This window comes from Microbacterium esteraromaticum (assembly GCF_900163815.1).
Lineage (GTDB): Bacteria > Actinomycetota > Actinomycetes > Actinomycetales > Microbacteriaceae > Microbacterium > Microbacterium esteraromaticum_B.
Genome location: NZ_FUKO01000020.1, coordinates 112,974 through 137,537, shown reverse-complemented (window position 1 = coordinate 137,537; position 24,564 = coordinate 112,974). Strand labels below are relative to the sequence as shown.

Genomic DNA, 24,564 nt, shown 5'->3' with positions numbered 1-24,564 from the left:
GAACAACTTATGATTTTGGTCTAGCAAAAGTAGGTCGATCTGTGTCAGAATCGTTGACATGACAACGGACGTCACAGACACCGCGGTCGGAATCATCCGATCCAGCTTCCTCGGCGGAGGCTTCATGGCTCAAGTGCACAGCCGCGCCGCGCGGGCCGCAGGTGCGACTCTGGAGCTTCTCGCCAGTTCCTCGCCGGAGCGCGCAGAACGGGCGGCGCATGCGTTGGGAATCGCGCGGTCGGTCGACGACGTGGCTGAACTGCTCATGGATGCCAGCGATGTCGTGCACATCTGCACGCCTAACGCCACGCATGCGGACCTTGCTCTGCAGGTGATCGCCTCTGGTCGACATGTCATCTGCGAGAAGCCGCTGGCAACGACGCTCGTCGATGCTCGTGCGCTTGTCGCTGCGGCTGATGCGCAGAACATCGTCGCAGCTGTTCCTTTCGTGTACCGATACCACCCGATGGTCCGTGAAGCGCGTGCACGCGTCGCCGCGGGCGAGATCGGTGCGCTGCTGACGATCGACTGCGGATATCTGCAGGACTGGATGCTGCTTCCCGGAGATGACGACTGGCGCGCCACGTCGGCCGATGGCGGACCTTCACGCGCGTTCGCCGACATCGGTTCGCACCTGTGCGACCTGTTGGAGTTCGTGTCGGGGGAGCGGATCGTGCGACTGACCGCGCGAACACGACGCGTATACGACGAGCGCGGTGGACATGCCGTGGCGAATGAGGATGCGGTCGCAATCCTCGCCGAGCTGGCATCCGGTGCGATCGGCACTCTGCTGATCTCGCAGATGGCCGCGGGTCGCAAGAACGCGCTCACGCTGGAACTGCATGGCGCGCATCAGAGCATTCGCTTCGATCAGGAGCGCCCGGAGGAACTCTGGGTCGGTCAGCGCAACGGCAACCGTCAGATCTTCCGCGACCCGCAGACCGCGCACCCGGGAGTCGCTCGATTCTCGAATGTGCCTGCCGGCCATGCACAGGGATATCAGGATGCATTCAACTCTTTCGTCGCCGACGTCTATGCGGCCATTCAGGGCGAGCAGCCCGACGGTCTCCCCACATTTGCCGACGGACTTCGCGCCGTTGCGCTGACCGAGGCCGTGCTTCTTGCCGCCGATGAGGAGCGCTGGGTCGACACGACTCCTGGCACTGACTAACCATGAACGCACATGAAGAAGGACATGAGATGGCCGAAAACTTCGATCTCGTCATCGTCGGCTCCGGGCCGAACGGCGCCATCATCGCCGAACAGGTGCACACGCATTCGCCTTCGGCGAAGATCCTAGTCATCGAAGCCGGCAGCGCGATCACCGACGTTGCCGGCGAGCACCTCGTCGAAGCAGATGAGTCTGCGATGAACGCCTCGTACAACGACCTGATGCGTCGTGCGCGCCAGATCGAGTACGTCAAGGGCGCAGCGTCGATGAACGCCATCGATGGCGACGCCTGGAACCCGCAGTCCACCGGCGTGTTCCCCGCCGCATTCTTCGGACATAACTTCGCGGAGTTCCCGGGCGGATCCGTGTCGTGGAATGTCGGCGGCATGGGCGTGCACTGGACCGCGGCGACGCCATGGCCCTATGAAGCGGAGATTCCAGACTTCCTGCCGCGTGAAGAATGGGATGCTGATCAGGAGACGGCTCGCCGGCTGCTGCGCACCTCAGTGGGCCCGCTGATCCCCGATGTGGAGAATCCCTTCACGCAGCCGATCTTCGATGCCCTGCGCGAAGTCGTGCCCAGTCCCGACCCGGAGCGCTCGTTCGGATACATGCCGATGGGCGGTGTCGCACGTGCCGGGAAGCCCTTCGCGCGCACCGGGCCTCGCGACATCGCGCCCTTCGTCTTCGACGGCGGCGCGCCCGCGGTCGAGCTGCGAACGGGGCTGCTGGTCACGAAGATCGAACACGACGGTTCGACTGTCACGGGTCTTGCACTGCGCGACCTCGCTACCGGCGTGGACGAAGTGGTGCGCGCCGACCGGTTCCTGATCGCAGCGGATGCGCTGCGCACGCCGCAGCTGCTCTGGGCATCCCGCATCCGTCCTGATGCTCTCGGGGTGCGGCTGAACGAGCACGCGTCGATCGACGGCGAGGTGGAGATCGATGCCGCACGTTTCGGTCTGAGCGATGCTGACGTGCTGCAGCCCCCAGCCGGTGAGCCGTTCATCGATTCGCTCTGGAGCCCGTCCATCGGTGCGGCCCGGCCGATGCATGGCCAGCTCATGGAGCGCGAGTTCGAGGGCAAGCACATGCTCAGCGTCGGCTGGTACTGCTCGACGGAGATTCGCCCGGAGAACCGCATCGAGTTCTCGGACGACCTCGTCGACGAGCTGGGCATGCCGCACATGACCGTGCACTTCTCGTATTCGGACAACGACCTGGACGAGATCCGGCGGATGCAGGATGTTCAACAGGCTGCTGCGAACGCGCTAGGCACGTTCCCGCAGGAGTATCGCGAGGTGCAGCCTCCTGGCGCATCTCTGCACTACACCGGCACCGTCCGGATGGGTGTCGCCGATGACGGCACCAGTGTCGTTGACACAGACGGGCGCGTCTGGGGTTTCACCAACCTGTTCCTCGCTGGAAACGGCGTCGTGCCCACCGCGTTGACCTGCAACTCGACGTTGACAGGTGCCATCCTCTCTGTCCGCATCGCGCGAGCCATCAGCGCGGAAATCTGACCTGCAATATCCACCACCTGCACCACCACACCACCAAGGAGATGATCGCGATGTCCACACCCTTTTCCTCGCGACGCCGTGCAACGCTGCTCGGAATCGCACTGGTCGCATCCAGCGCACTGCTACTGACCGGCTGCGGTCGCAGCGCTGACCCCGGCCCCGGCGGCACCGGAGGAGGCGACACCGCTGCCATCGACACCAAGCCTGCGACCGGAAACCTCGACGTCTGGACCCAGGGCGCCGATGGGGCGAAGCTGCCCGACATGTTCGCGGAGTTCAAGAAGGACAACCCCGACGTCGAGATCAAGATGACGGAGGTCCCCGAGGCGGAGTTCCAGTCGAAGCTCACTGCGGCGATCACCGCGGGAACGACACCCGACCTGCTGTACGCGTTCACCGAGACGCAGTCGGCATTGATCGCCACAGATGGGTTCGACACCGTTCCTGACGGTCTGGTCGAAGCCAGCGACTTCTACGATTCGATGTGGAACAACTCCGTGGTCGATGGCGTCGCGTACGCCGTGCCGTGGTACGCCTACGCGAACGTCTTCATGTACCGGACCGACCTCGTCGAGACCGCGGGCGCGGAAGTGCCGAAGGACTGGGACGGCGTCATCGATTTCGCCGAGAAGCTCAAGGCCAGCGGAGTGGAGTACCCGCTCTCGCTCTCGGCCAATTACGACCAGTACACCGCACAACAGCTCGCGGTCATCGCGGCGCAGAACGGCGGCGCGATGATCAGCGATGATCTGTCGACGTGGACCATCGATTCCCCCGAGAACGTCGAGGCGCTCGACTTCTGGGCGGGTCTCATGAAGGACGGCTACGCCTCGCAGGATGGGCCCGCGTTCCTCGATACCGTGCCGTGGATGACGCAGGGCAAGAACGCTGCGATCTGGGATGCCGGCCCCTGGTTCGCTTCCTGGTTCGATGATGCGAATGGCGAGGGCTGGGGTGCGGAGCACATCGGTTACGCTCTGAACCCCGTCGGCCCCGGCGGTGACTCCGGTTCCAGCATGGGCGGCGGCAGCTGGATGGTGCCGTCCGACAGTGCCAACAAGGATGCTGCCTGGAAGTTCACGCGTTGGATGTCCGAACCGGCCCAGCAGGTGCAGTGGTACAAGATTTTCAAGAACATGCCAGCAGTGAAGGCCGCCTGGGACGACCCCGCGCTGCAGGGTGATCTGCTTGATGTCGTTCGCGAGTCGCTGGAATCCGGTGTGAACCGTCCTCCTGTCTCCACCTGGACCCAGGTGGGCAACATGATCGGTCAGCAGATGGAGAAGGTCGTTCGTGGGGGTGTATCCGCGAAGGATGCTCTGGCAGACGCGCAGAAGCAGGCGGAGCAGATCGGAACGGGCAACTAGTCCGATGTCCACCACATCCACTCGAATAGTCATCGTCCCGGGGGCGCGCAAGCGCCCTCGCGGCGATGGCCGCCGCGTCAGCGAGGGGACGCGAGCTGAAGCGGTCACGGGGTGGCTGTTCCTCGTCCCCTTCCTGCTGATCTTCGCCGTGTTCACTGCGATTCCGGCTGTGCTGGCGGTCGGGGCAAGCATGACGGACATGAAGGCGAAGGACATTCGTAACCCCTTCGATGTCAACTTCGTCGGCCTTGACACCATCGCCCGTGTGCTTGGAGACGCAACTTTCCAGTCGTCCTTCCTCAACACGATCCTCTTCGTCGTGCTGTGCGTGCCGCTCAGCATGGCACTCGGGCTGTCCCTCGCGCTGATGCTGAACAACGGCATCCGTAAGCTCCGCGCGATGTTCCGCGCCGCCGTGTACATCCCGGTCATCACGAATATCGTGGCGGCCGCGGTCATCTGGCAGTACGCGTTCTCGATCAGTGGGCCGGTGAACAGCTCATTGGGCTCGATCGGTCTGCCACAGCCGAACTGGCTGGGGGACCCGGCCTGGGCCGTGACGACGGTGGTAATGATGGGCATCTGGCGGACGGCGGGTACCGCGATGATCCTGTTCCTCGCCGGTCTCCAAGCAGTCCCCGAAGAAGTGCTCGAGGCCGCTTCCACCGATGGGGCAGGCGCCATCCGTCGACTCTGGTCCATCGTGCTGCCGCTGCTGCGTCCCACGTCACTGCTGGTCACGGTGCTCATGACGGTGATGTTTCTGAACATCTTCGAGGAGCCGTATCTCCTCACACGAGGAGGGCCGCTCGGATCCACACGCTCAATGGCGCTGTGGGTATACGAGCAGTTCGGATTCGGCAATGTCGCAGCATCCATGGCGGGATCGGTGCTGTTGCTGATTCTCGTCGGATTTGTTGCGATCATTCAGTTCAGAATGCTGAGGCCGAAAGAGTGAAGACCACATCTACGGTTCGTCAGGCCGTGCTGTATGCGATTCTGGCCGTGATCACGATCTTCATGCTGTTGCCGTTCGTCTGGGTGATCTCCGGATCCTTCAAGACTCAGGCCGAGTTCCTCTCGAATCCGGGAGCATGGTTGCCGGAATCGCTACAGATCGGCAACTACGTTCAACTCTTCGCAGAGCGAGGCTTCGGCACGTACATGCTCAACAGCATCATCGTGTCGGTCGCCGCAGTGCTGGGCAACGTGCTCTTCAGCGCGATGGCCGGTTATGCGCTCGCCAAGCTCCGCTTCCGTGGTCGCGGCGCGATCTTCCCGCTGGTGATCGTCGCGATGATCATCCCGTATGTGGCGCTGTTCGTACCGCAGTTCGTGATCATCGTGCAGATGGGACTGGTCGACACGCTGACCGCTATCATCCTGCCGGTGCTGATCGCACCGCTGTCGGTGTTCATCATGCGGCAGTTCGCCTACTCCGTACCGTTCGAGCTGATGGAAGCGGCGCGTATCGACGGAGCCAGTGAGCCGCGGATCTTCTTCCGCATCTTCCTACCGCTATCCGGCCCGGCACTGGCCACGGTCGGCATTCTGTCGTTCCTGGCCTCATGGAACAACTTCCTGTGGCCACTGGTCGTGGCGCAGTCGCAGAGCACGTACACCGCACCGGTGGGACTCTCGGTGGCTTCGCAGGCATCCAACAGCATTTCGTTCGGGATGCTGCTGGCCGGAGCACTCGTCGTGCTGCTGCCGATTCTCATCCTCTTCCTCTTCCTCCAGAAGTACTTCATCCAGGGCGTCGCGACAGCGGGCCTGAAGTGATTCCCGAAAGGTTCTGACATGCAGATCAAAGACCTCCGCTTCGCACTGAACGCCATCCAGTGGATCAACATCAAAGAAGACCCGAGCGACCCGAACAGCGCGAGCCTCTGGCGCTTCGCGGACCCGACTTTCGTGGCCGACTACCCCGAGGTACTGGGCGAGATCCGGGCCGCAGGCTTCGACGCGACGATGATGGAAGTACTCGCGACCCAGACGCTGCAGAACTTCGCAGCGATGATCGAGAAGTCCGGCCTGAAGCTCGCACCTGGTTATGTGCAGGTGCCGTTGATGAGCGATCACGGCGACCGTTTCGAGAAGGGCTCATTCGAGCGCGCGCATTGGTTCGACGGCGTACGCCGCCGCGCCGAGGAATCGAACTACTTCGGGCTGAACACGATCTTCCTCGCCGCCGAGGTCAACTACCTCGCCAGCCGTTGGGAGAAGCCAGCGATCGGACACGACTTCTCGGAGGCCCGGCTGGACGAGCTGACTGACCTGATCGACGAAGCCGTCGACGTGCTCAACGTCGAAGGCGTCCGCCCCGGCCTGCACAACCACGTCGGCACCTGGATCGAGACCGAGCACGAGTACGAGCATGTCCTCAACAGCATCGGCGCCGAACGGCTGGGCGCGTCCTTCGATATCGGACATCTGGAGTGGGCGGGCATCAGCGCGATCGATGCCATCACCAAATGGTCCGATCGCGTGCAGGACCTGCACCTGAAGGACCTCGACCTGGATATCGCCCGCCGTACCCGCCAGGAGGGTCTTACCTATGCGCAGGCGACTGACCTCGGATTGTACCTCGAGCCTGGACTCGGCCACCTCGATCTAGTCGGCACGCTCCAGGCATTGCCCGATGGATTTGACGGATGGGTCATCATCGAGGTGGACCGTGCCAGCATGGACCCGGTCGCCAGCGCGCAGCACACCGCCCGCTGGCTCTCCGAAGTCACGGCATAGATCGCGAAGGAGCACGACATGAGCACCCATCCCGTCACGCTTTTCACCGGCCAGTGGGCCGACCTTCCGTTTGAGGAAGTGGCCAGGCTCGCCGCCTCATGGGGCTACGACGGGTTGGAGATCGCAGCATCCGGCGACCATCTCGATCTGAAGCGTGCCGATGAAGACGATGCCTACGTCGCGTCCAGGAGAGAGATCCTCGACCGGCACGGCCTGCAGGTTTTCGCGATCTCCAACCACCTCGCCGGGCAAGCGGTGTGCGATTCGCCGATCGACTTCCGGCACCGGGCGATCGTGCGCGACTATGTGTGGGGCGATGGCGACGCCGAAGGCGTGCGCCAGCGTGCTGCGGAGGACATGAAGCGATCAGCGCGGGTCGCCCGCAAGCTGGGCGTCGAGACGGTCGTCGGCTTCACGGGTTCTTCGATCTGGCAGTACATCGCGATGTTCCCGCCGGTTCCGGCATCTGTCATCGAGGACGGCTTCGACGACTTCGCTGCACGCTGGAACCCCATCCTCGACGTCTTCGACGGTGAGGGCGTGCGGTTCGCGCATGAGGTGCACCCGTCCGAGATCGCTTACGACTACTGGTCCAGCATCCGTGCACTTGAAGCGATCGACCATCGTGAGGCCTTCGGATTCAACTGGGATCCCTCGCACATGATGTGGCAGAACATCGATCCGGTCGGATTCATCTGGGACTTCAAGGACCGCATCTACCACGTTGATTGCAAGGACACACGGATGCGCCCGCAGAACGGCCGCGCCGGAGTGCTCGGATCGCACCTGCCGTGGGGTGACCCGCGACGCGGATGGGACTTCGTCTCGACCGGACACGGCGACGTGCCCTGGGAAGACGCCTTCCGCGCACTGGATGCGATCGGCTATTCCGGTCCCATCTCGATCGAATGGGAAGACGCCGGAATGGACCGCCTGCATGGCGCTGGCCAGGCTGTCGAATACGTTCGCTCACTGCTGTGGCCTAAGCCGACAGCGTCCTTCGACGCGGCATTCAGCAATCAGTAGCTCAGAGCCCGACGGGTGGCGGCGCGAGCTGCGATCGCGATTCTCGGTGGAAGCGTTGACACGCTCGTTCCGCTCCCTTCAGATCGTGCCGTACCGGCAGTGGAGTCTCGCGCAGCTGCTTTCCGGTTCGGGAGGGGCGGCCTCGATCGTCGCGCTGGCCTGGCTGGTGGTCGATCTCGGCGGTGACGGCCTTGCGCTGGGAGTGGTCACATCGGCGATGATGCTGCCCACGCTGCTGCTGGGCTCTTTCGCCGGAACCTTTGTGGATCGGTTCTCACGTCGGTCGGTGCTACTGGTGACGGCGACCACGCAGATGGCTGTGGCGACCACGCTCGCCGCGGTGACCCTCGCCGGGGCGGAGACTCTAGTTCTGCTCTTCGCTCTCTCCTTAGCACACGGGCTGGCGTTCTCCGTCGATAATCCGGCTCGTCAGCTGTTCGTGCTGGACCTCGTCGGGCGTGCCCGCATCACCAGTGCGGTCAGCATGAACGAGGTCATCATCAACGGCTCCCGCGTGCTCGGCCCGGCCGTCGCGGGCGCTCTGCTGGTCGTCGCTGGCCCTGGCTGGTGCTTCGCCTTCAACGCACTGATGTTCATTCCGTCGATGGTCGTGCTCACCAGGCTGCGTTATCTGCCGAACGTGCAGGAGCCCGCAAGTGCGGTGAGTAGCCCGTTCCACACCCCAGGAGCTGGTGCTGGTGCTGACGCGCATCGGGCCCCTGCAACCGAACTTCTGAGCCCGTGGCAGTTCGTCGTGCGCACCGGTGCGGTCCGGTCAACGCTCCTGCTGGCGGTGGGCGCCGCCGCATCGTTCAACATAGCGGTTGTGATCCCGCTGGTAGTGGCCGATGTGTTTCATGCTGATGGAGGCACGTACGGCGCGTTGGCGGTAGCTTTCGGGCTTGGCGCGCTGCCCGGTGCCGTCTTCTCCGCGACCGGGCCGCTGGTGCCACGTGCCGGTGAAGTGCGAGCGCTCGCGGTCGGGTTGGCGATCGCCGTCATCGCCGCCGCGGCTGCGCCAACGCTACCTCTGCTTTTCGCTGGAATGGCCCTGGTCGGCGGCGCATCGATGTGGTTCATCGCTCGGGCAAACGCCTTCGTCATGTTGACAACGCCGAACGGCATCCGCGGGCGCGTCATGGGTATCTGGGCGATGGCGCTGCCCGGGTCCAGCGTCATCACCGGCCTGCTCACCGGGATTCTTGCCGATGCCACAGATCCACGCTTCGCTTACGGCATCGTCGGAGTCTGCACGGCGTTCGTAGTCTCGATCTCATGGCGAACACTCCGCTCGCGGTGACCCACGCTCGTTGTGATGTACAACTACACTCAGGTCTCGCGCAGCCGGACGAGCCGCTCGTGCCCGCTCTCCTCAAGCTCCGCGATCTCATCGCGTGAGCGCAGGAAGTCGTTGAACGACCGGTAGGCGAGCGCCTTCTCGCTGAACGACGGGTCCATCCGGCGCATCTGGGTCTTCACCGCAGAGGCGTGCAACCACTCGTCGGCGCCTGCTTTGTCGTGGCCGAGGCGCAGGGCGCGCTCCAGCAGCTGCGTCGCTTCGCTCTGCTCGGTGGAAGCCTCGTCCGCCTTGCTGTCGTCCGGCCTGCTCTCGTCTGCTTTGCTCTCTTCGGCCTTCGCGGTCGGTGCTTTGCGAGTCTTGGTCGCGCGCTTCGGCTCCGGCTTGTCCTTGGTGTCCTTGGCATCCTTGGTCTCGGGGGAGTCCTTGGGCGCTTTGGCCGGGGGTGCAGTCGCGGCGACTGCCGGTGCCGCAGCTTGCTGCTTCGGCGGACGCACGACACCCGGCAGTGAATCGTAAGATTCGAATTCGTCGCATGCGGCAGCCAGCGACTTCGCCGTCGACCCCGCGACGCCCACGCCGATCACGTAGCGGCCGAGTCGCTTGCAGCGCTGCGCGAGCGGGACATAGTCACTGTCGCCGGCGACGATCACCACGTGCGTGAGGTCGGGCAGACGGAACATGTCTTCCACGGCATCCACCGCAAGCCGGATGTCGGCGCCGTTCTTCGCGTAAGCCGCAGCGGGAAACAGCTGCACCAGATCGACGGCGCGGGCGACCAGCTGCGAGCGATACACGGCGTTCACCGGCGAAGACCAGTCGGCATACGCCCGAGTCAGCACCAGCGTGCCGAACGAGGAGGCGTAGTCGATGATCGCGCCGACCTCGATCATCGCTCGGCTCAGCCGCTCGGCGACCTCGGTGTCATGCGGGTTGTCCGTGATCCGCTGGCGATCCTTGCCGTAGGCGTTTCGGCCGTGCACTCGGTCGTACCAGGAGATGACGATGTTGTCGAAGTCGAGGTAGACGGCGACGCGGCCCGTGTTGCTCTCGGTCATCAGTGCTTCCTCACGTGAAAAATGATCAGCTCTCGCTGGGGTAGACGACGCCGATCTGGCGGCGGATCTCGTCGAGGGTGCCCATGATCGCGACGCTCTCTGCGATGGGCAGGATGTCACCTTCGAGGACGCCATTGCGCACCAGACGCTCTGCCGCGAGCGCCTCGAGGTGCATGCCTCGAGCCTCTCCGTCACGCATCCGTCCATCGAACTCTTCGACGAGTTCACCGTCGGGGTCGAATACACGGAGCACGCTCGGCGCCCAGAAGAAGCGATCGATTTCCACCCGCGCCTTCGTGCCGATCACGGTGGCGGTGTTGGGCCCCGCGGCCCTCGACGACGACAGGCTCGTGGAGATCGCCCCGCCCTCGTGCATCATCACCGTGGCGACCTCGGAATCGGCTCCGGTCTCGATGATCCGGGCGGTGGCTTGGACCGACGTCGGTGCTCCCAGTACGTCCCAGATGAACGAGATCGGGTAGATGCCCAGGTCGAGCAGTGCGCCGCCACCGAGATCCAGTGCGTTCAGGCGATGCGTCGGGTCAGAGGGGAGCAGCTGGGTGTGATCGGCCGTCACGGCGCGGATCTCGCCGAGCACTCCTTCGGCGATGATTTCGCGCAGGCGCATCATATGCGGCAAGTAGCGCGTCCACATCGCCTCCATCACCAGCAGGCCGTTCTTCTTCGCGAGCTGCTGCAGGTCTTCGGCCTGGGCCTGGTTGAGAGTGAAAGCCTTCTCAACCAGTGCATGCTTGCCGTTCTGCAGGGCGAGACGGGCGCCTTCGTGGTGCATCGGATGCGGGGTTGACACGTAGATGATGTCGACCTCAGGGTCTTCGACCAGGTCTTCGTACGAGCCGTGCGCGCGCGGAATGTCGAACCGGGCGGCGAACTCATCCGCAGCTTCCTGCGATCGCGAGCCCACGGCGACGAGGTCGAGACCAGCGGTGCGCAGATCTGATGCGAAAGAAGCGGCGATGCCGCCCGTGGCGAGGATGCCCCAGCGAAGTCCGGTCATGTCTCCAGCGTATCGGGGCGAACGTCAGCGTGCGCGAGCGCATGGTCGAGGTCTGCGAGGAGATCGGCCGGGTCTTCGAGACCAGCCGACAGGCGAATCGTGCTCAGCGAGATCCCGGCGTCGGCCCGCTGAGTCGCCGTGAAGTGCGAATGAGTCATGGATGCAGGGTGTGCGACGAGACTGCGCGCATCGCCGATATTCGCCACCAAGCGGAAAACCTCAAGTCGATCGACGACCGCCGCCACACGCTCGAAGGCGGTGTCGTCGGGGCCGGCGAGATCGAAGGAGAACACCGACGGCGCGCCGCGGGGCAGGTACCGTGCGGCGAGGTCGTGCCAAGGGTTGCCAGCGAGTGCAGGATGGTGCACGCGGGAGACGGCCGGATGCTGCGCAAGATGCTCCGCGATGCGCAGCGCCGTGGCGCTCTGCCTGGCGACCCGCAGATCGAGGGTTTCGATGCCCTGCAGGATCTGCCAGGCGTTGAACGGCGAAATCGATGGGCCGAGGTCGTGCACGTACTTCGATTTCACCAGCACGGCGAACGCCTGCCCCTGACCGAAGCGCTCCCAGAGCACCAGATCGCCGAAGCGCGTGTACGGCTGCGTGAACTGAGGCCAGCGGGTAGCATCCGCTCCGAAATCGAACGTCCCCTGATCAACGACGACACCGCCGAGCGAGCTGCCGTGCCCGGCGAGGAACTTCGTCGCCGAGTGCACGACGAAGTCGGCGCCGTGCTCGCCCGGCCGGATCAGATACGGAGTGCCGACGGTGCTGTCGATCACCAGCGGCACGCCGGCGCCATGCGCGATGTCGGCGACCGCGCGGATGTCGAGCACCTGCGCGATCGGATTCGCGATGGACTCGGCGAAGAATGCGCGCGTCTGCGGAGTGATCGCGGTGCGCCAGGCATCGATGTCGTCCTGGTCGACGAAGGTGACTCCGATGCCGAAGTCGTCGAGTGTCTCCTGCAGCAGATCGACCGTGCCCCCGTAGAGCTGGCGTGCGGCGACGATGTGCCCACCGCGGTGCGCCAGCGCAAGCAGCGTCATCGCGACCGCTGCCTGCCCCGAGGCCACGGCAACCGCGCTCGCGCCGCCTTCCAGACGGGCGACGCGCTCTTCGAGGATCTGCTGCGTGGGATTGGCGTTGCGGCCGTAGATGATGCCCGGCTTGCGTAGCGAGAACAGGTCAGCGGCCTCGGCGAGAGAGGCGAACTCGTACGCCGCCGTCTGATGGATCGGCGGGATGGCGCCGATCGCTGCCGAGGAGACGCTGTGACCGGCCTGCACCTGCGCCGTTGCGAAGCCGGTCATGCGCGTGAGCCGCAGGCGACGGCGTACAGATCATCAGGAGCAAAGGACATGTGACCATCATGCGGATGCTCGCGAGTCGATGCGTCGGATGTGTCGAACTGTTGCGCCGTGTTTCCCCGCGTGCCCGCGGCTCGCGCCCGCTACTCAGGGAACCAGAACGATCTTCCCGCGGGCCCCGTTCTGCTCGATCAGCTCGTGAGCGCGTGCGGCTTCGGCGAGCGGCAGCTCCGGACCGAGTTCGATCTGGAAATCGCCCGCCTCGATGAGGTTGACGGTGAGAGCGATCGCCTCGTCGCGCCATGCGACTTCCTCATCGGTGAGGGGGATCGGGCTGCCGCCGGAGAAAGCGCGGATGCCGAATTCGGCAGCATCCGGGCCGCGCACGATCGTGGCGATGCGGTCGCGGTCCTCGACGAGCTCGAGCGAGGCCTGGATGGCCTCGTCCGTGCCGATGCAGTCCAGCGCGACTGTGACGCCTTCCGGGGCGGCTTCGCGGACCCGGTCGGCGAGGCCGTCGCCGTAAGCGACCGGAATGGCGCCGAGTGCGCGCAGCTGCTCGAAACGCGCGGGGCTGCCCGTAGCGATGACCGTCGCGCCCCACAGCGTGGCGTACTGCACGGCAGCCTGGCCGACCGCCCCGGAGCCGGCGTGCACGAGCAGGGTGTCGCCCTTGCTCACGTTCAGCGAGCGCAGGCACTGATAGGCCGTGCCGATCGGGATGCCGAGAGCGGCGCCCTCGGCCATCGTCACGCCGTCGCTGAGCCTGACCAGACGCTCCACGGGCACGGCGAGGGCCGTGGCGTAGGTGCCCAGAACGTTGTTGATCGCGACGCGGTCGCCGATCGCGAAGCCGGTGACGCCTTCGCCGAGCTCGGTCACCACTCCGGCGCCGTCGAATCCGACGCGGCGGGGCTCCGTGATCGGCGCTGAGGGACGTGCGCCGCGGCGCAGCTTCGCATCGAGCGGGTTGACGCCCGCAGCGTTGATGCCCACGACGACCTCACCCGGGCCGGCAACCGGCACGGGAATGTTGATGAGCTGGAGGACGTCAGGCGTCCCGATTTCTGTATAAGCAATTGCGCGAGCCATGCGGCCAGGCTATCGGCATCCGTGTCAGGCGCGGGCCGCGAGGGCTTTCATGATGCGCTGCGGCGAGACGGGCTGAGCGGTGCCGAGTCGTTGCGCGAACATGCTCACCCGGTATTCCTCCAGCAGCCAGCGCACGTCGACCAGATATGCGGGAGCATCGGGGGCGAGGGGGATCGTGCCTCCGGCATCCGCGAACGCCGTCGCCATGCGCTCGTACTCGGTCATCCGCGTGCGGTCCTTGCCCGGATCGTTCTCCAGCGTCTTCAGCCGGTCGAGTATGCCGTCCAGATAGCGGGGGAGATGCGCGAGGCGCTCGGTTCCGGTGGCCGAGATGAAGCCGGGACGGATGAGACCGCCGAGCTGCGTGCGGATGTCGTTCAGCGGGCCGAGCAGCGCGAGCGAGTTCTGCGACTTGATGCCGCGCTCCACGTCGCGGCTCTTCGTGAGGATGCGGGCGACCAGCGAGACATAGGCGAACAGGCGATCGACGAGTGCGGTGCTGACGGCATCGCGCACCCGCTCGAAGTCGGCTCGGGTGCGCACCTGGGTCGCTGCGCTCGTCGAAGGGCCCGCCGCCTCCTCGATCAGTGCGCGCACCACCGCGGTGCGGGCATCTTCGATAAGAGTTGCGACATTTGCGTAGGGCGATGCCGCCAATGCGAGCTTCTCGGGAGCTGTGAGGTGGCTCTGCACGTATGACGAGGGTGAGGGGACGTTCAGCAGCACCAGGCGCAGCACACCGTCACGGGTGGCGGATGCGGCAGCATCCGCCGTCGCCTCCACCCGCACCGAGACGGTCTTGCCGCGGTCGACGATCGCCGGGTAGCCGCGCACGGTTCCGCCGGCGACCTTCGTGTCGAGGAGCTCGGGGAGGTCGCCGAACGTCCAGTCGGTGAGGTCGTCCTGTTCGAGGGCGGGGCCCTTCGGCGCGCGCAGCTCCGCGAGCTTAGCCGGGCCCTGCAGCGGGTTCGCGGCAGGAGCGCCAGAGAGCGACGGCCGCAGCGACCGCGCGACGCTCTCGCGCGAGCGACCCGACAGGGTCTGCTGCAGCTCGGTGAGATCGCGGGCCGACCCCGCCACGCGGCCGCGCTCATCCACCGCGCGGAAGTTGACGCGCAGGTGACCGGGCACCCGTTCGTCATCGAAATCGTCGGCGGAGACGCGCTGGTTGGCCAGCGGCTGGATGCGCTTTGCCAGTGCCTCTTTCAGTGATAGCGCTGGCACGCCACCGTGTCGTTCCGGACCTTCGTCGGCGAGCTCCTGACCGAACCGGTCCGCCCAGTCGGCCGCGGGCACGACATGACGGCGGATGGCCTTGGGCAGAGCGCGCAGCAGCGCGGTGACGAGCTCGGCGCGCAGCCCCGGCACCTGCCAGTCGAAGCCGGTGTCGCGCACCTGCTGCAGCAGGGCCAACGGCATCACCACGCTGACGCCGTCGTCCTCCGCGCCGGGTTCGAACCGGTATGCAAGGCCGAGCACCTGATCGCCCTGGGTCCAGCGCGTGGGGAACTCGCTCTGGTCTGCCCGCCCCTCATCGTCGATGAGGTCGCTCTCGCGCATGATGAGCAGTTTCGGGGTCTGCTGCAGAGCATCCCGCCACCACTTCTCGAACGAGCGCACGTCGAACACCTCGTGCGGGATGCGCTCGTCGTAGAACGCGAACACCGCTTCGTCGCCGGCGAGGATATCTCGACGGCGCTCGCGCTCCTCGAGCTTCTCCAGCCGGCGGCGCAGTTCGGCATTGGCGCGCCAGAACGCGCTGACGCGCTTGTCGATGCGCTGCGGGTCCCACTCGCCTTCGACGAGGGCGTGACGCAGAAACAGCTCGCGTGCGCCCGGCCGGTCGATTCGTGCAAACTGCACGCGGCGCTTGGGAATGATCTCCACCCCGAACAGCGTCACCTTCTCGTAGGCGACAGCGGCGCTGGCATCCTTCGACCAGTGCGGCTCGGTGACCTGACGCTTGGCAAGGTCGCCGGCAAGCGCTTCGGCCCAGGCCGGGTCGATCGCTGCGACCGTGCGCGCGAACGTGCGCGAGGTCTCGACGATCTCGGCGGCCATCACCGCCTGTGGAGACTTCTTGCGCAGCCCGGAACCCGGGAAAATCGAGAAGCGGATGCCGCGCGCGCCCCGATACTCGGCGATGCGTCGCTTCTGCTCCTTGGAGGGCGTCTTGTTCACGCCCTTCGCCGTGGTGCGCTCGTCGAGGATGCCGATCTGCGAGAGCAGCCCGGCCAGGATCGAGCGATGGATGGCATCCGGATCCGCGGCGCCGGAGGAGCGCGCGTCGCCGCTCTTCTCGCTTTTGTCCTGCTTCTCGCTCTTGTCGCGCTTCTCGCCGAGCCCCTTGGTGAGCGAGCGCAACTGGCGATGCACGTCGAACCATTCGCGCACGCGCACGTAGTTCAGATGCTCGCTGCGGCACATCCGTCGAAAGGCGCTGGAACCCAGATCGCGCTGCTGCTCGCGGAGGTGGTTCCAGAGGTTCAGCAGTGCCAGGAAGTCGCTGGTCGGGTCGGTGAACCGCGCATGCGAGCGTTCGGCCTCATCACGCACCGACTGGGGTGCTTCGGCCGAGGGGCGCTCGCGGACATCTTGAATCGACAGCCCCGCGACGATCGCCATGACGTCTTCCAGCACCTGACCGCCGCCGTGGGTGCCTGTGCCAGCCGAAGGACGAGCCGCCTCCACCAGCATGCGCGCGAAACGCGGGTCCATCGGCATCCGCACCAGGTCGCGCCCGATGCGGGTGAGCTTCGAGCCCGCGCCGCGCTGCATCGTGACTGCGCCGAGTTCGCCGAGCAGGTCGAATGCGGCCTTGATGCCGCGTGAGTCCGGTGGGGTGAGGAACGGGAACTCGCTGATGTCGCCGAAACCGAGCGAGAGCATCTGCAGCACGACGGATGCCAGTGATGTGCGCAGCACTTCCGGCTCGGTGAACTCCAGGCGGCGTTCGAAGTCGTCTTCGCTGTAGAGCCGGATCGCGATGCCGTCGCTCGTGCGTCCGGCGCGGCCCGACCGCTGATTCGCCGACGCCTGCGAGACCGGCTCGATCGGCAGTCGCTGCACTTTGGAGCGACTGCTGTAGCGCGAGATCCGGGCGGTTCCGGTGTCGATGACGTACTTGATGCCGGGCACGGTGAGGCTGGTCTCGGCGACGTTGGTGGCCAGCACCACGCGACGGGATGAGCGCAGACTGCCCTGTCCCTTCGACGGGCGCTCGAACACACGATGCTGTTCGGCGGCCGAGAGACGGCCGTAGAGGGGAAGCACCTCGACCGGCGCAGTCGTCGACGGATAGGCGCCGCGTACCGCGTCGGCGGCATCCCGGATCTCGGCCTCTCCGGGTAGGAACACGAGCACATCGCCCGGTGCTTCGCGGTCGAGTTCGCGCAGCGCTGCGACGATCGCTGAGACCTCGTCTTCGGGTCCGTTCGACGGGCTCACCGGTCCAGCATGCTTCGACCCGGCACCCTTCGGCCCAGCGTCATCGTCGATCAGCGGACGGTAGCGGATCTCGACCGGGAAGGTACGGCCGGAGACCTCGATGATCGGTGCCGGTTCACCATCGGCGTCGGCGAAGTGCGCCGCGAAGCTCGCCGGATCGATGGTGGCCGAGGTGATGATGACCTTCAGCTCCGGGCGCTCCGGCAAGATGCGCCGCAGGTAGCCGAGCAGGAAGTCGACGTTGAGTGAGCGCTCGTGCGCCTCGTCGATGATGATCGTGTCGTAGCGGCGCAGCAGCCGGTCGCGATGGACCTCATTGAGCAGGATGCCGTCGGTCATCAGCGCGATCTTCGTGTCGGCCGATACCTGGTCGGTGAAGCGCACCTTGTAGCCGACGAGCCCGCCCAGTTCGACGTGCAGCTCTTCCGCCACGCGCTCGGCGATCGTGCGGGCGGCGAGTCGGCGCGGCTGCGTGTGCGCGATGTTCGTGCGCCCGAGTTCGAGGCAGATCTTCGGCAGCTGCGTGGTCTTGCCCGATCCCGTGGCGCCGGCGACGATCACGACCTGGTGATCACGGATGGCGTCGGCGATCTCGCCGCGAGCGGCGGATACTGGCAGCTCGGGCGGGTAGGTGATGACCGGCGAAGACATAGCCCTTCATCGTACGTGTCTGCGCGCGGGGATGAGCTTAGGATCTATCCGTGAAGACTGACGCCGCACCCGGTGCGACTGGCATCCCTCGCTCGGATCGGCGCAACCCGCCAGCGCTTTTGCGTGCGCGCGCGTGGTGGCGCGACTTCGGTCGCGCGCCGCGGCTGATGGGCATCGACGTCGCTCGCGCCCTCGCCGTGTTCGGCATGATGGCGGCACATTTCGGTGCAGCTTCGGAGTTGGAGCTCCTGCGACCTGAGACGTGGGGCGCTCTCGTGCACGGTCGCTCCTCATTGCTGTTCGCCGTACTCGCCGGGGTGTCGATCTCGTTGATGACAGGCCGTGCCCGCGCAGCAGCGGAGTCGCTCCCGCGAATCCGGCTGCAGCTGCTCGGACGCGGCGGAGTGATCTTCGCCATCGGGCTGCTTCTCGAGCTGCTGAACACGCCGATAGCGGTCGTGCTCACCCTGTACGGGATTCTTTACATCGTGGCCGTGCCCTGTGTGCGTTGGAGCACCACCCGGATTCTCATCGTCGCCGGCGCCGTTGCGCTCGTGGCGCCGGTCGTTCTTGCGGGCCTCTACGCGGTTCTGCTCGGACCACAGGGGCCCGGCGTCACCCTCGTGCTGTTCGGCACCTATCCGATCACCGTGTGGTTCGCGCTCATGCTGGCCGGGCTGGTCATCGGCAGAATGCGACTCACCGAGGTGCGCACCGCTGCGCTGCTGCTGCTGATCGGCATCGCGCTCGCCGCAGTCGGATACGGAGCCGGCTCCGCTGCAACTGCCGCACTCGGGGGTATGGGTGACGAGGGGTCCTGGTCATCGTCATGGTCATCGTCGTCGATTGCCTCTGCCAGCGGAAACGGCGGCAGTGCCGCTGATCTGGGCGTTCCATCTGATGACATTGACTTCAGCGGCATGGTTTGCGATGACTTCCGCGACGGGTACATCACCTGCTATCCCGAGGACGGCGTGATTCCTGGCAGCGATAACGAGGGGTCCTGGGACGATGCCGATCCCGAGGGCGGATGGGAGTCGTATCTCGAGCAGGTGCGTGGCTTCGAGCCATTGGCGGGCATGCTCGACGCCGTCGTGAGCGTGCAGCCGCACTCCGGTGGATCAGCGGAGATCGTGGGTTCGGGAGGTTTCGCCATCGCCGTCATCGGGCTGTGCCTGCTGGCCGCTCGCCCACTTCGCGCTCTATTGCTGCCACTGGCTGCGGTCGGATCGATGCCGCTGACCGTGTACAGCCTTCATGTCATCTCGTACTGGGTGCTCGTCGGGCCGATTGGTTCCATGCCGGCCTCGGGGGAGTTGTGGGCGTGGTCGGCCATCGCTTTCGTCGTGCTGGCCACAGTGTGGTCGATGCTGATCGGGAAGGGGCCGTTGGAGCAAGTGGCCGCGTCAGCCGCGCGCCGGGCGGCGGAGCCGCGCCCAAGCGGCGACTCGGGGCCCACGCCTGTCATGACAGGCTCTAGGGTGGATACATGACGATCCCCACTCTCGAACTCAACGACGGAAACAGCATCCCTCAGCTCGGCTACGGCGTCTTCCTCGTGCCCGCTGACGACGCTGAGCGCGCGGTCAGCGAAGCGCTCGAAGTCGGTTATCGGCACATCGACACGGCCGCGATCTACGGCAATGAAGAAGGCGTCGGCGCCGCGATCGCCAAGAGCGGTATCGCGCGCGAAGAGCTGTTCATCACCACGAAGCTGTGGAACGACCGCCACGACGGCGATGAGCCGCGTGCGGCGATCGCCGAGAGCCTGCAGAAGCTCGGCCTGGAGCAGGTGGACCTGTACCTCGTGCACTGGCCCACTCCCGCGAAGGACAACTACGTGCACGCCTGGTCGAAGCTCATCGAGCTGCGCGAGGCCGGCCTCACCAAGAGCATCGGCGTCTCGAACCACCTCGTCGAGCACCTGGAGCGCATCGTCGCCGAGACCGGCGTCGTGCCAACGGTCAACCAGATCGAACTGCACCCGGCCTACCAGCAGCGCGAGGTCGTCGCCTGGGGCACCGAGCACGGCGTGCGCACTGAGGCCTGGGGCCCCCTCGGGCAGGGCAAGTACGACCTGTTCGGCACCCCCGCGGTCGCTGACGCGGCATCCGCCCACGGTCAGACCCCCGCGCAGGTCGTGCTGCGCTGGCACCTGCAGAAGGGCAACATCGTGTTCCCGAAGTCGGTGCATACCGAGCGTCTGCGCGAGAACCTCGACGTGTTCGGCTTCACGCTGACGGATGCCGAGATCGCGGCGATCGACGCACTCGACCCGCTCGACGGTTCGGGCCGCGTCGGCACGCACCCGAACGAGTTCAACTGAGCCCACGCCGCTTTCGCGGAGGCCTCCTTCGACGAGACCCCCTTCGCCGAGACCCCCAGCTGTCGTCGACACCCCCGGATGGGGACGCCCGTAGCTGGGGGTCTCGGCGCTAAGTAGGGGTGTGGGCGTCGTGTCGAGTGTCGGACCCGCCGGGTAGCGTGAAGGCATGACGAACCGGCTGGCACAGACGCTCAGTCCCTACCTCCGCGCGCACGCCGACAATCCTGTCGACTGGCATCCGTGGGGGCAGGCGGCCTTCGACGAGGCGCGTGAGCGCGGCGTGCCGCTGCTCATCTCCATCGGCTATTCCACCTGTCACTGGTGTCACGTGATGGCGCGCGAGTCGTTCTCCGATCCGGCAACGGCAGCAGAGATCAACGCCGGCTTCGTGCCGGTGAAGATTGATCGCGAAGAGCACCCCGATGTGGATGCTGCGTTCATGGCGGCGGCATCCGCCTTCACTCCGAGCCTGGGCTGGCCGCTGACCGTCTTCACGACGCCTGCGGGTCGCGCTTTCTATGCCGGAACCTACTGGCCGCCGGAGGCCCGCGGCGGGATGCCCGCGTTCGGTGAGGTGCTCGCGGCCGTGCGCGACGCGTGGACAGCACGTCACGATGAGGTGCTCGCCTCGGCGGATGCTGTCGCCGAGGCTCTGCAGGAAGCGGCGATCCGCACCGTCTCTCCGCTGCCGGACGCGGAGCTGCTGCAGACCGCGGCCGCGTCGATCACTGATCGCGAGGATCGTCAGTTCGGCGGGTTCGGCGGCGCTCCGAAGTTCCCGATGGCGACGACGCTGCGGTTTCTGCAGCATCCGCTCGCGGGGGCTGCTGACGCCGCCAGCCGTGCCCTCACCGCCATGGCCGATGCAGAGCTGCGCGACGACGTCGACGGCGGGTTCTTCCGCTACGCGACCCAGCGCGACTGGACCGTGCCGCACTATGAGCGGATGCTGACCGACAACGCGCAACTGATGGACGTTGCGCTCGACGCCGGGGGCGAGGACATCGTGCGCGGCATCGCCGGCTTCCTGCTCACGGTTCTCCGCCGCGACGGCGGCGGCTTCGGTGCGGCACAGGACTCGGAGTCGTGGATCGACGGGGAGCGAAACGAGGGCGGGTACTACCGGCGGGATGCTGCCGGACGTGCGGAACTGGAGCCGCCGACGGTTGACGGCAAGGTGCTCACCGGCTGGAACGGCATGGCGATCGGTGCGCTCGCGCGGGCGGGTGCGCAGCTGGGTGAGACGGAGTGGGTGGATGCTGCCGCCGCAGCAGCCAACGCCGTGCTGACAAGGAATCGCGGTGCGGACGGATCGCTGGTGCGCTCGTCACTGGATGGAGTCGCGGCGACGGCTGTCGCGACCGTGGCCGACCTGGGGCTGTTCGCAGAAGGACTGCTGGCACTCGCGCTCGCCACCGGTGACGTGTCGTGGGCATCGACTGCGGTCAGCTTGCTGGCTGAAGACGTCACGCCTGACCCGGTGCTGGTGGCGCACGGCATCCCGCAGGCCGGCGATGACAGCGATGGCGATCTGCCCTCGGGTGCGGCAGCCCGGGCATCCGCGCATCTGACAGCCTGGCGACTCGGAGCGGGCGATGCGCATCGGGTGCAGGCCGAAGACATCGCGGCGGGGCTCGCGTCGCGGGCGCTCGCGCAGCCGCTGGCGTTCGGCGCGCTGCTGCGCGTGTTGGCCGGGATCGCCGAGCCGCCGCGGCAGGTCATAGCCGTGACATCCGACCCGACAAGCACACTCGCTGAGGTCGCGCGAAAAGTCGAAGCCGACATCGTGACCGTGGTGACGCCGATGCAGGCCAAAGGCTTCGCCGATGCCGGATTCGAACTGTTCGACGGGAAGGATGCCGTCGACGGCGCCGTGTACGACTGCCGTGCGTTCGTGTGTCAGCTGCCGGTGTCGGATGCTGCGGCTGTGCAGCGAACGCGCTGACCTCGTACCCAGTAGCGTTGCCTGACGGGGCCGGCGCATCGACGGCATCCGCAAGCCTCATCCGATCCGCTCGCCGAGCGACGGATGCAGACACGGGGGAGAGCGCATGTCGGTTGGTCTGTTGGCGGTCGTCGACGACATCCTGAGCGCCGCGATGAAGGCGTCGGCAAAGGCCGGCGGTGTCGTCATCGACGATGCGGCGGTCACGCCTCAGTATGTGCAGGGGTTGTCGCCAGCCCGAGAGCTGCCGGTGGTCGGCAGGATCGCGCTCGGCTCGATTGCGAACAAGTTCCTCATCATCATCCCGATCGCGCTGCTGCTGACCGCATTCGCCCCGTGGGCGCTGCCGTTCCTGCTGATCGTGGGTGGCACGTATCTGTGCTTCGAGGGCGCCGAAAAAGTGCTGGAGTGGTTCGGCTTCAGTCATGGACACGCCGAAGCCGGCGCGCGCGACGAGAAGCGGCTCGTCTGGGGCGCGATCCGCACCGACCTGATCCTCTCGACCGAGATCATGCTCATCTCCATGGCGAGCCTCGACCGGAACATGGGGTTCTGGCAGACGCTGGGCGTGCTCTCGGTGATCGCTGTGCTGATGACTGCGGCCGTGTACGGCGTCGTCGCGCTGCTGGTGAAGATCGACGATGTCGGTCTGAAGATGGCCAAGAGCCCGGTGCGACGGGTGCGCCACACGGGCACGCGCATCGTGCGCTCGATGCCAGCGGTGTTCCGCGTGATCAGCGTCATCGGCACCGTCGCGATGCTGTGGGTCGGCGGACACCTCGTGATCGTCAACCTGGGTGAGGTCGGCTGGCCGGTGCTTTCCGATCTGCTGCACGGTGTCGCGGAGCTATTGGCGTCGCTCGGCGGCTTCGTCGTCTGGCTCGGCGACACTGCCGTCTCGGCGGTGGTGGGGATGCTCGTGGGCCTCATCGTCGTCGGCATCGTGCTCGCGATCGGGCGGATGCTGGGCAAGCGCCCGAACTTCGATGAGGGGCATCGGCGGAACGCTGTACTAACTCGTTGACACACGCGCCTGCCGCCGTGTACCGTCTTGTTGGTACACCAGGGAGGCGTCATGTCGGGAATCGCTGCAATCTTGTCCGTTCTACCCATCGTGGTCGCGGTGGTCATCGTCTGGGTTGCGACACGCCGTCGTCGCCGCGGAATTGCGGTGTCCCCGCGAGTGGTGCCGATGATCGAAGCGGCACGGCGGCGGGCAGTCATCGCTGTTCTGGTCGCGATCGCGGTGCTTGTCTCACTGTCGGTCGCCGGGCTCAGGTGGTCTGCGCTTGGCCAGGTGTTCAACGTCGCCTCTTTGGTTGCGGCGGCCGCCGGCATCGCCGTCTATTCCGCCATGCCGCCGCGCATCGTCCCGGTGGCTGAGGGCGAGGTTCGTGCCGCCACGTTGATTCCGCGCTCGTTGCGCTCGGTCGTTCCCCGTCGGCGGATGCTGATGTTCGGCGCGACTGCTGTGCTGTTCCTGCTGGTGGTCGTGTTCGGTGGCCTCACGGCGGCAGATGATGACAATGGCGGCTGGTCTCGGGTGATCCGATTCGAGTCGCCCCACGCAAGTCACATGGCATCGCCGTATCCGGGCTGGTTCTACGGCATCCCCGCGCTGATCTCGCTTGTCGTGCTCATCATCGCGACGGCAGCGGCGCTGCACCGGATCAGCTCGACGCCCGCGTTCCCCTCTGCGGACGATGCGCATATCGACGCGCAATGGCGGCGCCGGACGGGGGAGACGATCCTCGGGCTGTCCACCGGTGCCATTCTCTTCACGCTCGGCGGCATAGCCTGCATCGCGGGTTCTGCCATCCTCCGCTCCGTGCTCGATGAGACCTCGGCGTTGTGGCTAGTGGCGGGTTATGGCCTGGTGACGCTGGGCGTCGTGGCGCTGTTGGCCAGCGCAGTCAGCGTGACAGTGGCTGGGCTCACCGCAGCCGGAATCGGGGCGCGCATGACACCATTTGCATCCGAGACATTCGGTGCGACGCCATGATTACCGTCGATCCCACCAGTGCCGTCGCACCCTTCGAGCAGATCCGGTCGCAGATCGCCGATAGCATCCGATCCGGAATTCTGAGCGATCGGCAACGACTTCCTTCAATCCGTCAGCTCGCCGCTGACTTGCGTGTCGCGGCGGGAACGGTGGCCAAGGCATACGCGGCGTTGGAGGACGACGGCCTCATCGAGAGCAGCCGTGCACACGGCACTCGTGTGCGTGGCGGCAATGCGATCCCGGATGCGGTGCGCGACGCAGCGCAGGCTTTCGTCGGGGCGTCTGCGGGGCTTAGCTTGGAAGAAGCGCTGGGCGCCGTGCGCGCCGCGTGGGGTGAGCAACTCGCTCAGTCGTGATTTCGCGGATGCTGACGGGCGGTGCGTTCGTTGCCGCGCCGGTAGTTTCCGGTCAGGCGTGCCATCAGCAGTTGCGGATCTTCGGAGTCGACGCGCGCGAGGAAGTCAGCGGCCTTCGCGCCGCGGAGTGTGGCTGCACGGGTGCCGTGGTGCATGATCAGCACATCGTCGCCGCGGACGATGTGCTCGAAGCCGTTGGGAGAAGGCATCTGTCTATTGTCGGTGGGGGT

At 66.0% G+C, this 24,564-nt stretch carries 20 protein-coding genes; 14 read left to right on the top strand and 6 right to left on the bottom strand.

The window, feature by feature from the left end:
* Positions 1–58 precede the first annotated feature (58 nt).
* From FM104_RS08975 to FM104_RS08940, 8 genes are read left to right on the top strand one after another with little or no spacing between them, the layout of a single operon-like run.
* Positions 59–1,171 (top strand): Gfo/Idh/MocA family protein, encoded by a 1,113-nt coding sequence (locus FM104_RS08975; RefSeq protein ID WP_087131517.1) that lies wholly within the window; start codon positions 59–61, stop codon positions 1,169–1,171.
* Between the two features lie 29 nt (positions 1,172–1,200).
* Entirely contained in the window at positions 1,201–2,694 is a 1,494-nt protein-coding gene (locus FM104_RS08970) for a GMC oxidoreductase (RefSeq protein ID WP_179206735.1), read from the top strand.
* A 50-nt stretch (positions 2,695–2,744) separates the two neighbouring features.
* Positions 2,745–4,061: a sugar ABC transporter substrate-binding protein gene (locus FM104_RS08965; protein WP_179206734.1), complete on the top strand. Its 1,317-nt coding sequence runs from the start codon at positions 2,745–2,747 to the stop codon at positions 4,059–4,061.
* Positions 4,062–4,065: 4 nt separating this feature from the next.
* Complete coding sequence (locus FM104_RS08960; protein WP_087131509.1) at positions 4,066–5,019, top strand: carbohydrate ABC transporter permease; 954 nt, start codon at positions 4,066–4,068, stop codon at positions 5,017–5,019.
* A complete protein-coding gene (locus tag FM104_RS08955; RefSeq protein ID WP_256971590.1) occupies positions 5,016–5,843 on the top strand; it encodes a carbohydrate ABC transporter permease in 828 nt (275 codons plus the stop codon). Before FM104_RS08960 ends, FM104_RS08955 begins: the two co-directional genes overlap by 4 nt.
* An 18-nt stretch (positions 5,844–5,861) precedes the next feature.
* On the top strand, positions 5,862–6,806 hold the full coding sequence (locus FM104_RS08950; protein WP_087131506.1) for a sugar phosphate isomerase/epimerase family protein: 945 nt from the start codon (positions 5,862–5,864) through the stop codon (positions 6,804–6,806).
* Positions 6,807–6,824: 18 nt separating this feature from the next.
* On the top strand, positions 6,825–7,832 hold the full coding sequence (locus tag FM104_RS08945; protein ID WP_087131504.1) for a sugar phosphate isomerase/epimerase family protein: 1,008 nt from the start codon (positions 6,825–6,827) through the stop codon (positions 7,830–7,832).
* Positions 7,833–7,878: 46 nt separating this feature from the next.
* Positions 7,879–9,132: an MFS transporter gene (locus FM104_RS08940; RefSeq protein ID WP_179206733.1), complete on the top strand. Its 1,254-nt coding sequence runs from the start codon at positions 7,879–7,881 to the stop codon at positions 9,130–9,132.
* Between the two features lie 29 nt (positions 9,133–9,161).
* Here FM104_RS08940 and FM104_RS08935 read toward each other — a convergent pair whose 3' ends face one another.
* The 5 genes from FM104_RS08935 to hrpA form a co-directional block, all read right to left on the bottom strand.
* Positions 9,162–10,187: an NYN domain-containing protein gene (locus FM104_RS08935; RefSeq protein WP_087131499.1), complete on the bottom strand. Its 1,026-nt coding sequence runs from the start codon at positions 10,185–10,187 to the stop codon at positions 9,162–9,164.
* Positions 10,188–10,212: 25 nt separating this feature from the next.
* Positions 10,213–11,205: a Gfo/Idh/MocA family protein gene (locus FM104_RS08930; protein WP_087131496.1), complete on the bottom strand. Its 993-nt coding sequence runs from the start codon at positions 11,203–11,205 to the stop codon at positions 10,213–10,215.
* Positions 11,202–12,518, bottom strand: a complete 1,317-nt coding sequence (locus FM104_RS08925) for an O-acetylhomoserine aminocarboxypropyltransferase/cysteine synthase family protein (protein ID WP_087131493.1) — start codon at positions 12,516–12,518, stop codon at positions 11,202–11,204. The genes FM104_RS08930 and FM104_RS08925 overlap by 4 nt, the downstream gene beginning before the upstream one ends.
* Positions 12,519–12,662: 144 nt before the next feature.
* Entirely contained in the window at positions 12,663–13,607 is a 945-nt protein-coding gene (locus FM104_RS08920; RefSeq protein WP_087131490.1) for a quinone oxidoreductase family protein, read from the bottom strand.
* A gap of 24 nt (positions 13,608–13,631) precedes the next feature.
* The gene (hrpA, locus tag FM104_RS08915) at positions 13,632–17,705 is read right to left on the bottom strand and encodes an ATP-dependent RNA helicase HrpA (protein ID WP_087131488.1); all 4,074 of its coding nucleotides are present in this window, start codon (positions 17,703–17,705) and stop codon (positions 13,632–13,634) included.
* Positions 17,706–17,755: 50 nt separating this feature from the next.
* Here hrpA and FM104_RS08910 point away from each other — a divergent pair, with 50 nt between their 5' ends.
* From FM104_RS08910 to FM104_RS08885, 6 genes are all read left to right on the top strand, one after another.
* Positions 17,756–19,198 carry a DUF1624 domain-containing protein gene (locus tag FM104_RS08910; protein WP_256971589.1) on the top strand — a complete coding sequence of 481 codons (1,443 nt, stop codon included), beginning with the start codon at positions 17,756–17,758 and terminating at the stop codon, positions 19,196–19,198.
* Positions 19,195–20,031 carry an aldo/keto reductase gene (locus FM104_RS08905; RefSeq protein WP_087131486.1) on the top strand — a complete coding sequence of 279 codons (837 nt, stop codon included), beginning with the start codon at positions 19,195–19,197 and terminating at the stop codon, positions 20,029–20,031. The genes FM104_RS08910 and FM104_RS08905 overlap by 4 nt, the downstream gene beginning before the upstream one ends.
* Before the next feature lie 166 nt (positions 20,032–20,197).
* Entirely contained in the window at positions 20,198–21,976 is a 1,779-nt protein-coding gene (locus FM104_RS08900) for a thioredoxin domain-containing protein (protein ID WP_087131483.1), read from the top strand.
* A gap of 106 nt (positions 21,977–22,082) precedes the next feature.
* Entirely contained in the window at positions 22,083–23,000 is a 918-nt protein-coding gene (locus tag FM104_RS08895; RefSeq protein WP_087131481.1) for a DUF808 family protein, read from the top strand.
* Positions 23,001–23,051: 51 nt separating this feature from the next.
* Positions 23,052–23,978: a hypothetical protein gene (locus tag FM104_RS08890; protein WP_087131478.1), complete on the top strand. Its 927-nt coding sequence runs from the start codon at positions 23,052–23,054 to the stop codon at positions 23,976–23,978.
* Entirely contained in the window at positions 23,975–24,334 is a 360-nt protein-coding gene (locus FM104_RS08885; RefSeq protein WP_087131475.1) for a GntR family transcriptional regulator, read from the top strand. Before FM104_RS08890 ends, FM104_RS08885 begins: the two co-directional genes overlap by 4 nt.
* Here FM104_RS08885 and FM104_RS08880 read toward each other — a convergent pair.
* Positions 24,325–24,543: a hypothetical protein gene (locus tag FM104_RS08880; RefSeq protein ID WP_087131473.1), complete on the bottom strand. Its 219-nt coding sequence runs from the start codon at positions 24,541–24,543 to the stop codon at positions 24,325–24,327. The two genes, FM104_RS08885 and FM104_RS08880, sit on opposite strands and share 10 nt — an antisense overlap.
* Positions 24,544–24,564: the final 21 nt, after the last annotated feature.